This window comes from Arthrobacter sp. TJ-270 (assembly GCF_058269075.1).
This window is the reverse complement of record NZ_JBZCNB010000003.1, coordinates 269,268-282,614: the sequence shown is the minus strand read 5'-3', so window position 1 is coordinate 282,614 and position 13,347 is coordinate 269,268. Positions and strand designations below refer to the sequence as shown.

Genomic DNA, 13,347 nt, shown 5'->3' with positions numbered 1-13,347 from the left:
CGATATCCAATCGTGACCCGCACCTGAAGGGGAGCCCCATGACCGTCTCCGATCTCTCAACCCCTACTCACCCGGCCCGGAACCAGCGTGGTGCCGCGTGGTGGGAAGACGCCGTCATCTATCAGATCTACCCCCGTTCATTTGCGGACGGGAACGGTGACGGCATGGGAGACCTTCACGGAATCACCGGCAAACTCCCCTACCTGCAGAACCTGGGAGTGAATGCCGTCTGGCTCTCACCCTTTTACGTCTCACCGCAGGCCGATGCCGGATACGACGTCGCGGATTACCGGGATGTCGACCCCCGGTTCGGCACCCTCCCCGACTTCGGCTCGATGCTCGCCGAAGCCCACCGGCGCGGCCTCAAGGTGATCGTCGATCTCGTCCCGAACCACACCTCCGATGAGCACGAGTGGTTCCAGGCCGCCCTGCGCTCCCCGAAGGGCTCCCGCGAACGCGACCGGTACATGTTCCGGGACGGACGCGGCGCGAACGGCGAACTGCCGCCGAACAACTGGCAATCCATTTTCGGCGGCAACGCCTGGACACGGATCGACGACGGTCAGTGGTACCTGCATCTCTTCGACACCAAGCAGCCGGACCTGAACTGGGAAAACCCCGAAGTTCATGAGGAAATGATCTCCATCCTGCGCTTCTGGCTGGACCGCGGCGTCGACGGCTTTCGCATCGACGTGGCGCACGGCCTGGTCAAGGCCGAGGGGCTTCCAGACTGGGCCGGCCGCGAAAGCATGGTCGGCGATGTGCACAACCCGGACGCGGCGGAGGAGGCAGCGGCAACCGAACCTACGCCCCCATACTTCGACCAGCCGGGCGTCCACGCCATCTACCGGGACTGGAACCGGGTCCTCGCCGAGTACCCCGGTGACCGCATGCTCGTGGCCGAAGCGTGGGTGGAGCCGACAGAACGGCTCTTCCACTATGTACGGCCCGACGAGATGCAACAGGCCTTCAACTTTGACTTCCTGCGCGCCGGCTGGGATGCCAAGCGCCTGAGTGTGAGCATCACCGAGTCCCTCGCGCAGGCTGGGAACGTCGGCGCACCCAGCACGTGGGTGCTGTCGAATCACGACACCGTCCGGCACACCACGCGCTTCGGCCTGCAGGATCCAACGCAGCTCCCCAAGGGCGTAGGAGCGCCGGATGAGCAGCCGGATGAGGCGCTTGGCCTGCGGCGCGGACGCGCGGGCATACTCACCATGCTTGCCCTGCCCGGCTCCGCGTACCTGTACCAGGGTGACGAGCTGGGGCTGCCCGAGCACACGGTGCTCGATGACGCCGTCCGCCAGGATCCAGCGTTCTTCAGGACCGAGGGTGTAGAGCGCGGCCGCGACGGTTGCCGCGTTCCGATTCCGTGGAAGGCAGATGCGCCGGGCTTCGGCTTCAGCACCACGGACGACGACGGCGCCGCCCCCTGGCTGCCGCAGCCCGCCAGCTTCGCCGGCTATGCGGCGGACGTGCAGATTGGCTGCCCGGGATCGGTTCACGAGCTCGTGAAGTCCGCGCTGGCGGAGCGCTCGGCGCGCCGCCTGGGGCGAGGATCACTCGAGTGGGCTCCGGAACACCGCCCCGAGGACGGCATCGTCGCCTTCACCAACGGGTCAGTGCTGCTGGTCGCGAACATGGGTGAGGAGCCCATTGAACTGCCTGCCGGCGTCGTCGTTGCCGCGAGCGCGGAGGATGCGGTGACCGACGGGGCGCTGCAGCCGGACGGCGCTGTGTGGATCGAGCGGTAAGGCACCAGGCCCGGGAGGGCACCGTGAGGTTGCGGCTAAGCGCTAGCGCACTCTCTCGGCGCGGGTGAAGCGCGTGCGGGCGCCGGAGCTGATACTGATCAGCACCGGGGTCTGCACGCCGAGGACATCGTCCAGCGCCGAAACGAGCGCCGAGACCTCTTCCGCCACAACATAGGGCGCTACCCCCTGCCGTGGAAAGACCCGCACCTTCAGCGCAGGCCGGCCGCGGAACTCATAGGTCGACACCGCTGAGTTCACCAGGTCCACCCGCTCGTCCAGCGCCGCCTTGAGCGCCTGCTCAGCTACGGCGGCGTTGATGGTGACGCTGCCGGGTACGGGATCGTCGTCGTCGTCATAGGCGAGCGTTCCCGAGCGGCCCTTCCCCTGGTTGGCCACCCACGCGATCATGAGGATAACCAGCAGGACCATGAGCAGGGCCACGACAATCCATAGCCAGCTGTCGCGCTGCCCTGGAAGCGTGGTGGATTCAAGCACGTTGCTGATTGCCTCAACGGCCTGTGCTGCCGTCGACTGCCACCAGCGGTCAACTCCGGGCGCACCGAGTGACAGCGCCAGGGCGCCCACCAGCATCAGGATCGCTCCGAACACCGCCAGCAGGATGCGGTTGATGATTCGCGGGGTCTGGTTCACTGCCCAATCACCCCTGACTGCGCCACGACCACACGGACCTCGGGTACGGGGTCGACGGCGCTGCGGCGGAGTTCGTCCTCCACCGCCGCCTGCACTGACCGGTCGTTGACCGGGATTCCCGACGTTGGGCGCACCTGCACCTCGACAATCCGCCGCCCGATCGTCACCAGTACCTGCTCCGGCGCCACACCCGCGGCGACACGTGCGCGGCGCGCCAGGGAGGAGGCCAGCACCTCCGAATCAACGACGACGGCGGCACGATCGTTCGGTATGCTCAGCCGGGCTTTCCTGCCGGGCAGGATGGCGGTCAGGAAGAAAAAGAGACCCACCAGGAAGATCAGCGCTCCGGCCGCGGCAAGCACGCTGGTGGATATGCCCGAGGGGAGGGATCCGACCCAGCCCGCAGCCTCCTCAGGCCCCAACAGCCACGGCTCCTGTCCGAGCGCCTTCAGTGCAGCCTCGAGCATCACATACAGGGACAGCAGAATGACGAGTACGGCGACGATAGTTGACGGTATTGCTCGGGACGTGTGTGTTTCCCGCCGGATGATGTCCGAGGTCAGGCGGGTGGTTTCGTCGTTCATCTGGCCCTCCCGCCGTCGGAAACGAGAGCGCCTGTGACGCGGATGTCCACGCGGCTCAAGCGCGATCCGCTCAGCTGCATGACGCGGTGCAGAATCTCCCCTTTGGCACGGTGCACCCGCTCCTCAACGGATCCGCCGAACACTTCAACGGCTGACGGATCCGCTGCCACCCTGTGCAGGGGAGGCACTGCGATGGGCAGGGAAAGGATCAGGGCAAGCAATCCCGCGTCGTCGAACCAGCTTGCCCGAATCTCCCGGACAGGCACGTGAAGCACATCGGAGGCAACGCCGCAGGCCGTGCTGGTCAGTGCCTGCGTGCTGATTCGATTGTGACCGGGGAGCCGCACCCGCGCGGCGGATGCGGGGGTCACGAGGACGAACGGCGTCCGGCCAGGGCGTCGCGCACGCTGCGAAGGTCGAGCTTGCCCTCTGCGACCCGGCCAACGAACGCGCCGATGGCCATGAAAAGGGCCACCAGAAGGAAACCCCAGAATTCGAAGATGAGGGCAGCGAAAGCCAGGATGGTACCCACGAGGATCCCGACGACAGTGAGGTTCATGGTGTCTCCTAGCTCGCCGCCGGGCGCGGCTTTTCGGGGGTCTTCGGATCATTCAGGCCGGGCACGTGCACATCATTGACCTCGACGTTGACTTCGATCACCTGCAGGCCCACGAGCTCACCGACCGCAGCGAAGACTGCTGCCCGGACCTGGTCCGCCACCGCCGTGAGCGGGTAGCCGTATTCGGCGACAAGGTTCACGTCCACAGCAGCCTGGATCTCGCCAACCTCCACGTGCACGCCCTGTGCCAGATCACTGGCACCGACGACGTCGCGTAGCGCTCCCAGCGCCCGTCCGGTTCCACTGCCCAGCGCATACACTCCCGGCACCTTACGGGCGGCAATAGCGGCGACCTTGGCAACGGCCGTTTCCGAGATGGTTGTCCTGCCGGTTGCCGAGGCAGCGATCGGCGTTAATCCCGCGGGCCGGGTTTCCTGCTCGTTTTCCATGCTGGGACCCTTTCTCTTTCGCCCAGCCTAACCCTTCCGCTGAACCTTTGACACGCACCGGAAACGGTCAGGGGGCGGGCTCGGTGCAGTGATCCGTAAGCCACTCCTGCACCGGCTTCAGCGCTTCCCGGAAGGCGGATTCATCGAACTGGCCGGCCCCGTCCTCACCGCCCTCCGCCGCATCCGCCACCCGAACGAAATGCGGCTTGAGCTCATCGGGCACCTTCCCGTGCAGATGGTCCAGCTGATGCTCAAGCTTCGCCATGCTTTCGGGGTCTTCATCCCCCATGAAACTGAGCGGTGCGAGCAGCACAGAGGAAACCCCAGCGGCCACGACAAGGCAGTCTTCCATTGCGGCTCCGGCGCTCTCCTCCTCGGCCAGCCTCGGGTGCGGTGCCGCCGACCCGGAAGGTGACGGCTGCGTCGCCCTGGACGGTTCGGGCGGCATGCTCAGGCTGCTTGTCGCTTCCGGCGCAGTCCCGGCACAGCCGGACAACACCAGAGCGGCAGCGCTCCAGGTGGCCGCGGCGAACAAGGGTTTCACGCCTGACGATCCTTCCAGTTGCGGGGGCTTGCCGATGGAACTCTCATTCCTGTCGGCTACGCTCCTCGATATTAACGGTCAACCGGGCAAGTCCTCTCCCAGAACCCTGTCCGCCCACACACGCATCGCCGTGGGTTACCGTGACGCGGTTTCGAACCCCGTCCGCGTCATGGTGCCCCACACCTGCTTCTTGCCGCGAAGTGCTGCCCACCACCCCTGAATGCGCCAGACTGCGGTGAGCTGGCGGTACCCGATGTTCTCCAGCACCGAAACCAGCAGCGCGGTCCCCAGGTCACGCCAGCGGTTGTAGCGGTGGAAGGAAGCTTCCTCCACCAGCAGCGCCATCAGGGACACGAAGATGGCATAGAGGTACGCCACCGCAATGAACGCGAGCGCGTAGGGCACATGGACCACGCCGAGCAGCAGGCCCAACGGGACGATGATGATCCCGAAGAGTTCGATTGCCGGGGCAATAAGCTCAAAGATCCAGTAGTACGGCAAAGCGATCATGCCTACAGTTCCGTAGCGCGGGTTGAAGGTCATGCCGCGGTATTTCACGAGGACCTCCCACAGACCGCGGTGCCACCGCCGTCGTTGTCGTGCGAGCACAGCGGCAGTGGAGGGCACCTCAGTCCAGCACACCGGCTCGGCGATGAAGATGACCCGGTACTTTCGTTTAGACTCGCGCATCATCCGGTGCAGCCGCATGACCAGCTCGAAGTCCTCGCCGATGCAATCCGGATCCAGCCCGCCTGCCTGGATCACCAGGTCACGCCGGAACATGCCGAACGCACCCGAAATCAGGATCAGCGAATTCAGCTGCGACCAGCCGGCGCGCCCGAGGAGGAACGAGCGCATGTACTCAACGATCTGGATGCGGGCGAAGTAATTCTTCGGCATATTCACGCCGACCACTCGGCCCGCCACCACCTCGCACCCGTTGGCGACGCGCACCACACCGCCGGTCGCGATCACCCGTTCGGGGTCATCCGTGAAGGGCTTCGACACCACCAGGAGAGAGTCAGGATCCAGCAGGCTGTCGGCGTCGACCATGACCACCAGGTCTTTCGACGCCACGTTCAGGCCCATGTTCAGCGAGTCCGACCGGCCGGAGTTTTCCTTGTCGATCACGACGATGGGCAGCGCAGTATCGCGTGCACGGTAGATGCTGCGGATGGTTCCGCGGACGGGCACCCTGGTCGAAACCTCCCGCCGGTCTTCAACGAGGTCGTACACATCGATCAGCGTTTGCAGCGTCTCATCCGAGCTGCCGTCGTTGATGACAACGACCTCGTGATCCGGATAACGCAGGTCCAGCACTGCGCGAACCGACGCGGCGATTACGGCTCCTTCGTTGTAGGCGGGCATGAGGACGGAGATGCCCGGGCTCAGCGGAGACGCGGCCGTTATACGGGACCCCGCGAAGGACTGCCGCCGAAGGTGCGCGCTGAAGTTCACGCTGGCAAGAATGATGAGCAGCAGAAGGGAGGTGTTGATGACAATGAAGTATGCGAGCACGGGGTACGCCGTCAGCTCGAAGAGCCATTGGATTCCCGATCTCAACGGATCCAGTACGTTGTCCATGCGCTCCCTCAGGCGTCCACGAGGATGCGGCGAACATCCGCATCAGCGCGCTCGATGACCCGGCGGCGCGTGTCCCGCGCCTCGGTGCCGGGCATCCCCTTGAGCGCTTCGCCGGCTGCCTGCCGGACCGACGACGGTGCCTCGCCTGAGCAGGAGATTTCCGCCAGCGCGCTGATGGCGGGCTGATAGCTCAGCCTGCCCAGGGACCGCGCGCAGGCGGCAATGACGACGTCGGACGCGTTCTCCCGCTTACTTTCCGACACCATGCACCGGAACAGTGCTTCCGCCGCTTCGGACATGAGCAACAGTCCGACGACGGCGGCAGACCCGTAGCGAATCCCGGCATCGCGATCCTTCAGTCCCTCGATGTACACATCGGGATCCTGCTCAGGCAGGTTGAGCAACGCTGTGACCGCGACGGAGTGGGGAATTCCGCTGCTCGGGGAGAGCGCGTCAAGCAGGTTGCCTCCTGCTTCCGGTCGGCCGGTGACACCGAGGGCACGGGCGGCCACGAGGCGCACTTCGAGGCTCCTGTCCCGCAGTGCCACAGTGAGGGGCCTGACAACTTCCCTGCCCCCGAAGATACCAAGCAGTTCCGCCGCAGCCGCCCGCTGGATGGCGCTTCGGGAGTTGATGCGCTCCAGGGAACGCCGCAGGAGGCCCCGACAGGCGAGGACGCGGATCATCGCCTCGCGCACATCTCCGCGGACCTCGGGAATCATGCGCAGGAGCGTTTCCTCTACGTGGGCGCCAACGGTGCCGGAAGTGGACACGAGGTCGTTCACGAGCGCATCCAGCGCGGCATCCTCAGCAACTGCAAGCTCCATGATGCGGCTGCGGATGGTCGCATCATGCACTGTCCGGCGACGCTCACGCGCCTGGCGCGAAGCCTTGACGATGACTACGGCGGCGAGCGCAAGAACGCAGGCAACAATCAGTACGACGACGGCGATCGCCAGCACCTCCCAGGAGACCAGCACAGGAATTAGCGGGCGAGAATGCCGGCAACCCGGGCTGCGAGCTCCCGGGGGCTGAACGGCTTGACGACGTAGTCGGTGATTCCGACTGCGAAGCCGTTCTCGATGTCACGTTCCTGGTTCTTCGCCGTCAGAAGGATTACGGGAACAGAGATGGGGGGCTCAGCTGCGCGCATCATCCGGACCATGTCCACTCCGGACATTCCGGGCATCATGACGTCCGAAATTACGAGACTGTAGTCGTTGGCCGTTGCCAGTTCCAGGCCGGCGACGCCGTCACCGGCGGTCTCCACGTCATAACCGCTGGACTGCAGCTTGGTCGCAACGAGATCGCGGATGTCCGCATCATCGTCGACAACCAGAATCCTATGTGGCATATTGCAGCCCCTCCCCGCGTTGCGTGCACCATTGCTCGTTCCCGAGACCTACCCTAATGGACGGGCCTCGGCACTGGATCAATTCGACACTGAAGCGCGGGGTGACGGCCGGGAGCAAAAGGAAGTTGGGCAAAGCAAAAGCCCCCGGTTTCCCAGGGGCTTTCAGTGGTGGCTCCGACCGGCGTCGATCCGGTGACCTTTCGAGTAAGAGTACCGCTCTGTCACCGGTTCTTGCGGAGTACCAGCATCTTCGACTGCCCCTAGTCAGGCTTGCTTTCTACTGCAATCCGCTTTCGTCCGTTGTCACCGAATATGCGGGATAGATGCGGGGTTCGGGACAGTCTCGGACGCTTGGCGGTCGATGCCGTGGTGCCCTCGCTGTCCGACCGCAAGGGCTCGGCCTGGACGGCGTCCAAGCGCCCTGCCTATGCCATGGGTACTCCTTATTGTTCGTGGGAATGGATTGCTTCCACATTTTGTCTGGGGTGTTCCGTGCCAACCATGTCCTGGCCGTCATGTGAGCGGCCGTGATGGACTCTGGCTGCTGGGCTTCATCGATGGGCTGGGATAGGCACTTGTCATCATCGCAGTTTCATACATTCTGCACTGCGCAAGCGATTCGCTGTCGGTTGCCCGAAGACTCAAATGCGTCCCACCAAGCCGCGCCGTTCGAGTAGGAGCCGAGTAATTGCGAGGGCTGGAGCACGCCACAAACCAGCCAAAACGAGTAGTGCTCTACTCGTGTGGTGAAACCACTTTGAGGCCTACATTGATGCCACATGCGTACAGGATGGGCGGCTCGCCTCGGTGAGGCACCAAGATTGAGAAGGAAATGACAAACATGAGCCCACTGAACGAAGACAATCAGCTACCACCGGCCGATCTTGCGCTTCCCATGATTCGCATATCCTCGGCCCAGCCGTCGGTTAGCCTCATTATCCCGACGCTCAATGAAGCCAAGAACCTCGCCCAGGTCTTGCCTTCGCTTCCTTCCATAGTCGACGAGTTGATCATCGTGGACAGTGAGTCTGTTGACGGGACTCTGGACGTCGTCCGCCAGCTGCGTCCTGACGCCATCATTGTCATGGAGCCCCGCCGCGGCAAGGGCCACGCTTTGCGCTCCGGGTTCAAGGCGGCGCACGGTGACATCATCGTCATGATGGATGCGGACGGGTCCATGGCTGCCCAAGACATCGCCGTCTTCGTGCAGACCCTCCAGGCCGGTGCCGACGTGGTCAAGGGATCGCGCTTTCTGCAAGGTGGTGGCAGCAGCGATCTAACGCTGTTGCGCTCGGCCGGCAACGTGGTCCTGACCCAGGCAGTTCGCATTGCATTCGGTGGTCGTTATTCCGATCTCTGCTATGGCTACATGGCCTTCTGGCGCTACGTGCTTCCGGCTTTCGAAGGCGAGGTGAGCGGTTTCGAAGTGGAAACTTTCCTCAATATCCGTGCATTGGCTGCTGGCCTGCGGGTCGTGGAAGTCGCGTCGTTCGAAAGTCCCCGACTTCACGGCGAAAGCAATTTGCGCACGTTCCGTGACGGCGCCCGCGTTCTTCGGACCATCGTCCATGAACGGCGGGGCCTGTCCCGAGCCCGGGCTGGCTTGGGCGTCCCCCGACCCACGAGCGGCTTCGGTGCCGTTGCTTCAGTGTCGCACTCCTCGAACGCCGGCCTCGGGCTTGCCGCGATGCCAGCCGCCGTCCGCGAGATGCCTAACAGCGCCGGTGTCATTTTGCAGGAGAACCCGGCCCAGTGACCGCCACAACGTGCGTAGTTATCTGCGCCTACACCGAAGGGCGCTGGAATGACCTCGTCGCGGCCGTCGCTTCTGTGCGTGGCCAATCTACACCGCCGGAACAGGTCGTAGTCGTGATTGACCATAACGAGGAGTTGCTGGACCGTGCCGGGCGGGAGCTGGTCGGAGTTGAGGTGGTTGCGAACAGCGGTCCGAAGGGGCTGTCAGGGGCCCGCAATACTGGTGTTGACGTGGCCACCGCCGAAGTGGTCGCTTTCCTTGACGACGACGCGACCGCTGGCCGGGATTGGTTGGTCCGCTTAACCGCGCACTACGCCGACTCCCGGGTTTTGGGGGTTGGCGGATCGGCCCGGCCCGCCTGGGATTTCGTGGAACCAGCGTGGTGGCCGGACGAGTTCGGTTGGGTCGTCGGCTGCAGCTACACAGGGCAGCCTGACCGGCTCGCACCGGTTCGCAACATGATGGGCTGCAACATGTCCATGCGCCGCAGCGTCTTCGATTCCGTGGGCGGGTTTGACGCCGAGCTGGGACGCACGGCAAACACGGCCGCGGGCTGTGAGGAGACCGAGTGGTGCATCAGAGCTTCCAAGGGCCACCCAGGCGGCCTGTTCCTTTACGAACCCGCCGCCGTCGTCTATCACCGAATCCCGGTGGGGCGGGCCCGCTGGTCCTATTTCCGTACCCGATGCCTCGCCGAAGGAATCTCCAAGGCGCGCGTATCACGGACTGTAGGTGTGTCCACTGGGCTTGCCGCGGAGCGAACCTACGTCAGACGGACGTTACCGGCGGCCGTGCTGCATAATCTCGTCGCCGCACTTCGAGGCGACCGGTGGGCGGCGGCTAGAGCCGGTGCCATCATGATAGGGCTTTCCTTAACCGCCGGTGGTTACGCGAAGGCACGTCTGTTTAGACCTGCCCTGCTGGCCACAGATCAAGCGGAAGTGCCGGCCGTCTTGCCGATGATCGTTGACTTGGAAGACTTGTCCGCTTCCCTCGCCGTACTTGATGGCGGCGTACATCACAAGCAGGCATGGTGCTTGGTCACATGTGGGGGGACTCCCGTCACCAAGGTACGCATTGAAGCCGACGACGAAAAACAGCTGACTGCAAACTTGGTTGCGCAGAGGTTGGAAGCGGCTTCGCTCGTGCCAGTTGCTGGCCTGGTGGCAGCGGTTCCCGGCCTATCCGACTTGTGCGCTCTTGGGGACCGTGGGACGGTGGTTATTGCCACCCGTAACCGGCCCGAACAACTTCTCGAGTGCATCGACTCCATCCTGGGCGGCAGTGTAGCGCCACAAAAGGTCGTCGTTGTAGACAATGCACCTTCAGATGAGCGGACGGCCGAGTCGATGGCAAGGCGCATTGAAGGCGATGAACGCCTTTCCTACGTGCGCGATGACCGGCCGGGGCTGGCCAACGCGCACAATGCGGCCCTGCCACACATAACCACTGAATTCGTGGCCTTCACCGACGACGACGTCCTGGTGGAGCACCGGTGGCTTGAACGCCTGCTCTTGGCTTTCGACGGGGGTGAAGGGATCGTCTGCGTCACGGGCATGATCGCGCCACGCGAGCTCGAAACCTTGCCACAACTGTGGGTTGAGGGCAAGGCGACTTACGACAAGGGGCTGCAGAAGCGCGAATTCAATATCTCGATGAACAACGATGAGCATCCGCTTCTCCCCTACGCCTCCGGTTCGTGCGGTTCAGGGGCGAACATGGCGTTCCGCACTGCGTACTTACGCGAGGAAGGCTTCGACCCGGCGCTGGGTACGGGAACGATCTCGATGGGTGGTGACGATCTAGCCGCCTTCTACGATGTTCTGAAGTCCGGACACCGCCTGGTACACGAGCCGGCTGCCATCGTGTTGCATCCACACCATCGTGACTATTCTGCGCTCCGCCGCCAAACGTACGGTTATGGCGCAGGGCTGGGCGCCCACTTAACCCGTTGCCTCATGCGCGATCCGAAGATGCTCCTGGTGCTATTTGCCCGGCGCACGGCCCTACGTACCCGTGCCGCGGCAATCTTGAACCCGCCGGCAATGGCCGGCCTGCCGCCGTATCCGCAGGATTTGCGGCGGCAACATCTCCGGGGATTGCTTTCGGGGCCCGGGCGCTACGTGCGGAGCCAACACCACGCCAAGCGAATCATTCAACCAGGGGGCGTTTCATGATGCCCGTCATACCAATTCTGCTCTACCACTCCATTGATGACCGACCCGCGGCGGGTTTCAAGCCATGGACCATCGGTCGCGCGCAGTTCGCAGACCATCTGGACCTGCTGGGCGGACTAGGCTATCACGCTTTATCGGTGGCTGATCTGATGAACTTCAGGTTGGCCGGCAAGCCAGCGCCTGAGGGGACCGTGGTGCTCACGTTCGACGACGGCCTGGCCGATTTTTCGACAAATGCATGGCCTCAGTTAAAGTCCCGCGGCCTCTCAGCAACCCTGTACGTCACAGCAGGTCTGGTGGGTGGTCGGAGTGACTGGCTTGCCCCACTCGGAGCCGGTTCCCTGCCAATGCTGGATTCGGAAGGAATCAGGGAGCTCGCGGACGACGGCGTGGAGATCGGCGCCCACAGCATGACGCATCCGCAGCTGGATTGCGTTCGCGCCGCAATCGCTCGCCGGGAAATCGTTGACAGCAAGCACAAGCTGGAATCGATTCTGGACCGGCGAGTCGACGCCTTCGCCTACCCGCACGGCTACCATACCCGGGCGATCAAGAAGATGGTGTCCGACGCAGGCTATACTTCTGCAGCCGCGGTCCGAAACGCGCTGAGCCACGACCAGGACGACCGATTTTCGCTAGCCCGTGTGACGGTGACGTCGGACTACACGCTCGACATGATCGAACGCGTGCTGCGTGGGCAGGGCGTTGAACGGGCCCGTCCCGGGGAGCGCTGGCGGACTACGGCCTGGCGACAGGTCCGCCGCTTCCGTGCAGGGACGGCGAGGTTCATGTCATGAGCGCATACACGGTGGTCACGCCAGCGCCGCGGGACACATGGCGACGACTCCTCTCCAACGATCGGGACGCGTTGCCCGACCATGCGCCGGAATGGGTGGACGCACTGGTGGCGGGCGGTTCCTACCAGGATGCCAGCCGCCTGTACTCCTTTGCAGATGGTCGCGAAGTGGTGCTGCCGCTCGTGAGGCGGCGCGGTCCCGTCGGCCTCGGCGGCTGGCTCGAGTCGTATCCGGCCGGCTGGGGCATCGGCGGACTCGTGGGATCGGACAGGAGCGCCGACATAGTGAGTGAAGTGCTGGGAGACCTGCACCGCCTCGGAATGCAGCGGGTGGCTATTCGACTGGACCCGCGCCGTTGGCAGATGTGGGACGGCACCCTCGACGACGACATCCTGACGATCCCGCGCCGTGCCCACGTGATCGATTTGGCTGGCGGGGAGGATGCCGCATGGGCCAATTTGTCCAAGTCCGCCCGACGCGGCGTCCGCGCCGCCGAGCGTGCAGGAATCCGTATCAAGACTGGCCACTCGGGGGCCCACTTGGAGGACTACTACCGACTGTTCCTCCTTTCCGTAGACAGGTGGGCGGAACAGCAACACGAACCTCGAGCACTGGCCCACGCGAGAGCGCGCCTCCGCGATCCCATGAACAAGCTGCAGACTATGGGCCGGCATCTAGGAACGCGCTTCGTGGTAACGCTGGCCTATCAGGGGGATGTGCCCCTGGCAGGATCGATCACCCTCTTCGGCCAAACCGCCCATGACACCCGGGCCGTGATGGACCGCGTTCAGGCGGGCTCCAACGGTGCGGGAGAGCTGGTGCTATGGACCACCATCAAGATGGCCTGCGACTTGGCATGCACCGCTTATCACTTGGGTGAGAGTGGTCGATCGACGAAGCTGGCGCAGTTCAAGGAGAAGTTTGGCGCCCGCCCCCACGACTATGCGGAACTACGGCTCGACCGCTTGCCGTGGAGCCGTGCAGATGCCGCTGCACGCGCGGTTGTCAAACGCATGGTGGGATTTCGTGATGTTTGACCGGTTTCCGTCTGCCCGACGGCGGTTCTTCGGCATGAGTGTCCTCCTTGCCGGCGGACCAGAGCTGGCTCCGACGGCCGATTTCGCTATCGGCCACGACC

General features: G+C 64.1%; 14 protein-coding genes. 5 read left to right on the top strand and 9 right to left on the bottom strand.

The annotated features are described in order from the left end of the window. The first annotated feature begins 38 nt into the window (after nucleotides 1-38). Nucleotides 39-1,754, top strand: coding sequence for a glycoside hydrolase family 13 protein (locus AC4D2M_RS08615; protein ID WP_490891261.1), 1,716 nt, complete (start codon nucleotides 39-41; stop codon nucleotides 1,752-1,754). 42 nt (nucleotides 1,755-1,796) lie between these two features. On the opposite strand, the gene AC4D2M_RS08610 is transcribed toward AC4D2M_RS08615, so the two are convergent. The 9 genes from AC4D2M_RS08610 to AC4D2M_RS08570 form a co-directional block, all read right to left on the bottom strand. Next, complete coding sequence (locus AC4D2M_RS08610; protein ID WP_490891260.1) at nucleotides 1,797-2,405, bottom strand: hypothetical protein; 609 nt, start codon at nucleotides 2,403-2,405, stop codon at nucleotides 1,797-1,799. Then, nucleotides 2,402-2,989 carry a DUF6286 domain-containing protein gene (locus tag AC4D2M_RS08605; RefSeq protein ID WP_490891259.1) on the bottom strand — a complete coding sequence of 196 codons (588 nt, stop codon included), beginning with the start codon at nucleotides 2,987-2,989 and terminating at the stop codon, nucleotides 2,402-2,404. Before AC4D2M_RS08605 ends, AC4D2M_RS08610 begins: the two co-directional genes overlap by 4 nt. Then, nucleotides 2,986-3,360, bottom strand: a complete 375-nt coding sequence (locus AC4D2M_RS08600) for a hypothetical protein (RefSeq protein ID WP_490891258.1) — start codon at nucleotides 3,358-3,360, stop codon at nucleotides 2,986-2,988. The genes AC4D2M_RS08605 and AC4D2M_RS08600 overlap by 4 nt, the downstream gene beginning before the upstream one ends. Then, nucleotides 3,357-3,548 carry a DUF2273 domain-containing protein gene (locus AC4D2M_RS08595; RefSeq protein ID WP_490891257.1) on the bottom strand — a complete coding sequence of 64 codons (192 nt, stop codon included), beginning with the start codon at nucleotides 3,546-3,548 and terminating at the stop codon, nucleotides 3,357-3,359. The genes AC4D2M_RS08600 and AC4D2M_RS08595 overlap by 4 nt, the downstream gene beginning before the upstream one ends. Nucleotides 3,549-3,556: 8 nt before the next feature. Further along, a complete protein-coding gene (locus tag AC4D2M_RS08590) occupies nucleotides 3,557-3,997 on the bottom strand; it encodes an Asp23/Gls24 family envelope stress response protein (protein ID WP_490891256.1) in 441 nt (146 codons plus the stop codon). Between the two features lie 67 nt (nucleotides 3,998-4,064). Continuing rightward, nucleotides 4,065-4,541: a hypothetical protein gene (locus AC4D2M_RS08585; protein ID WP_490891255.1), complete on the bottom strand. Its 477-nt coding sequence runs from the start codon at nucleotides 4,539-4,541 to the stop codon at nucleotides 4,065-4,067. A 135-nt stretch (nucleotides 4,542-4,676) separates the two neighbouring features. Then, nucleotides 4,677-6,125, bottom strand: a complete 1,449-nt coding sequence (locus AC4D2M_RS08580) for a glycosyltransferase family 2 protein (protein WP_490891253.1) — start codon at nucleotides 6,123-6,125, stop codon at nucleotides 4,677-4,679. An 8-nt stretch (nucleotides 6,126-6,133) separates the two neighbouring features. Continuing rightward, entirely contained in the window at nucleotides 6,134-7,105 is a 972-nt protein-coding gene (locus tag AC4D2M_RS08575; protein ID WP_490891252.1) for a HEAT repeat domain-containing protein, read from the bottom strand. A gap of 5 nt (nucleotides 7,106-7,110) precedes the next feature. Continuing rightward, nucleotides 7,111-7,479 carry a response regulator transcription factor gene (locus AC4D2M_RS08570; protein WP_490891250.1) on the bottom strand — a complete coding sequence of 123 codons (369 nt, stop codon included), beginning with the start codon at nucleotides 7,477-7,479 and terminating at the stop codon, nucleotides 7,111-7,113. An 841-nt stretch (nucleotides 7,480-8,320) separates the two neighbouring features. On the opposite strand from AC4D2M_RS08570, the gene AC4D2M_RS08565 reads away from it, so the two are divergent. From AC4D2M_RS08565 to AC4D2M_RS08550, 4 genes are read left to right on the top strand one after another with little or no spacing between them, the layout of a single operon-like run. Then, entirely contained in the window at nucleotides 8,321-9,235 is a 915-nt protein-coding gene (locus tag AC4D2M_RS08565; RefSeq protein WP_490891249.1) for a glycosyltransferase family 2 protein, read from the top strand. Then, nucleotides 9,232-11,412 (top strand): glycosyltransferase family 2 protein, encoded by a 2,181-nt coding sequence (locus AC4D2M_RS08560; protein ID WP_490891248.1) that lies wholly within the window; start codon nucleotides 9,232-9,234, stop codon nucleotides 11,410-11,412. The genes AC4D2M_RS08565 and AC4D2M_RS08560 overlap by 4 nt, the downstream gene beginning before the upstream one ends. After that, complete coding sequence (locus AC4D2M_RS08555) at nucleotides 11,409-12,209, top strand: polysaccharide deacetylase family protein (RefSeq protein ID WP_490891247.1); 801 nt, start codon at nucleotides 11,409-11,411, stop codon at nucleotides 12,207-12,209. The genes AC4D2M_RS08560 and AC4D2M_RS08555 overlap by 4 nt, the downstream gene beginning before the upstream one ends. After that, nucleotides 12,206-13,246: a GNAT family N-acetyltransferase gene (locus tag AC4D2M_RS08550; RefSeq protein WP_490891246.1), complete on the top strand. Its 1,041-nt coding sequence runs from the start codon at nucleotides 12,206-12,208 to the stop codon at nucleotides 13,244-13,246. The genes AC4D2M_RS08555 and AC4D2M_RS08550 overlap by 4 nt, the downstream gene beginning before the upstream one ends. Nucleotides 13,247-13,347: the final 101 nt, after the last annotated feature.

Bases quoted from the DNA above. Each gene is read 5' to 3' on its own strand.
- AC4D2M_RS08615 (WP_490891261.1), top strand. From the start codon at position 39: ATGACCGTCTCCGATCTCTCAACCCCTACTCACCCGGCCCGGAACCAG.
- AC4D2M_RS08605 (WP_490891259.1), bottom strand. From the start codon at position 2,989: ATGAACGACGAAACCACCCGCCTGACCTCGGACATCATCCGGCGGGAA.
- AC4D2M_RS08595 (WP_490891257.1), bottom strand. From the start codon at position 3,548: ATGAACCTCACTGTCGTCGGGATCCTCGTGGGTACCATCCTGGCTTTC.
- AC4D2M_RS08590 (WP_490891256.1), bottom strand. From the start codon at position 3,997: ATGGAAAACGAGCAGGAAACCCGGCCCGCGGGATTAACGCCGATCGCT.
- AC4D2M_RS08580 (WP_490891253.1), bottom strand. From the start codon at position 6,125: ATGGACAACGTACTGGATCCGTTGAGATCGGGAATCCAATGGCTCTTC.
- AC4D2M_RS08570 (WP_490891250.1), bottom strand. From the start codon at position 7,479: ATGCCACATAGGATTCTGGTTGTCGACGATGATGCGGACATCCGCGAT.
- AC4D2M_RS08565 (WP_490891249.1), top strand. From the start codon at position 8,321: ATGAGCCCACTGAACGAAGACAATCAGCTACCACCGGCCGATCTTGCG.
- AC4D2M_RS08555 (WP_490891247.1), top strand. From the start codon at position 11,409: ATGATGCCCGTCATACCAATTCTGCTCTACCACTCCATTGATGACCGA.
- AC4D2M_RS08550 (WP_490891246.1), top strand. From the start codon at position 12,206: ATGAGCGCATACACGGTGGTCACGCCAGCGCCGCGGGACACATGGCGA.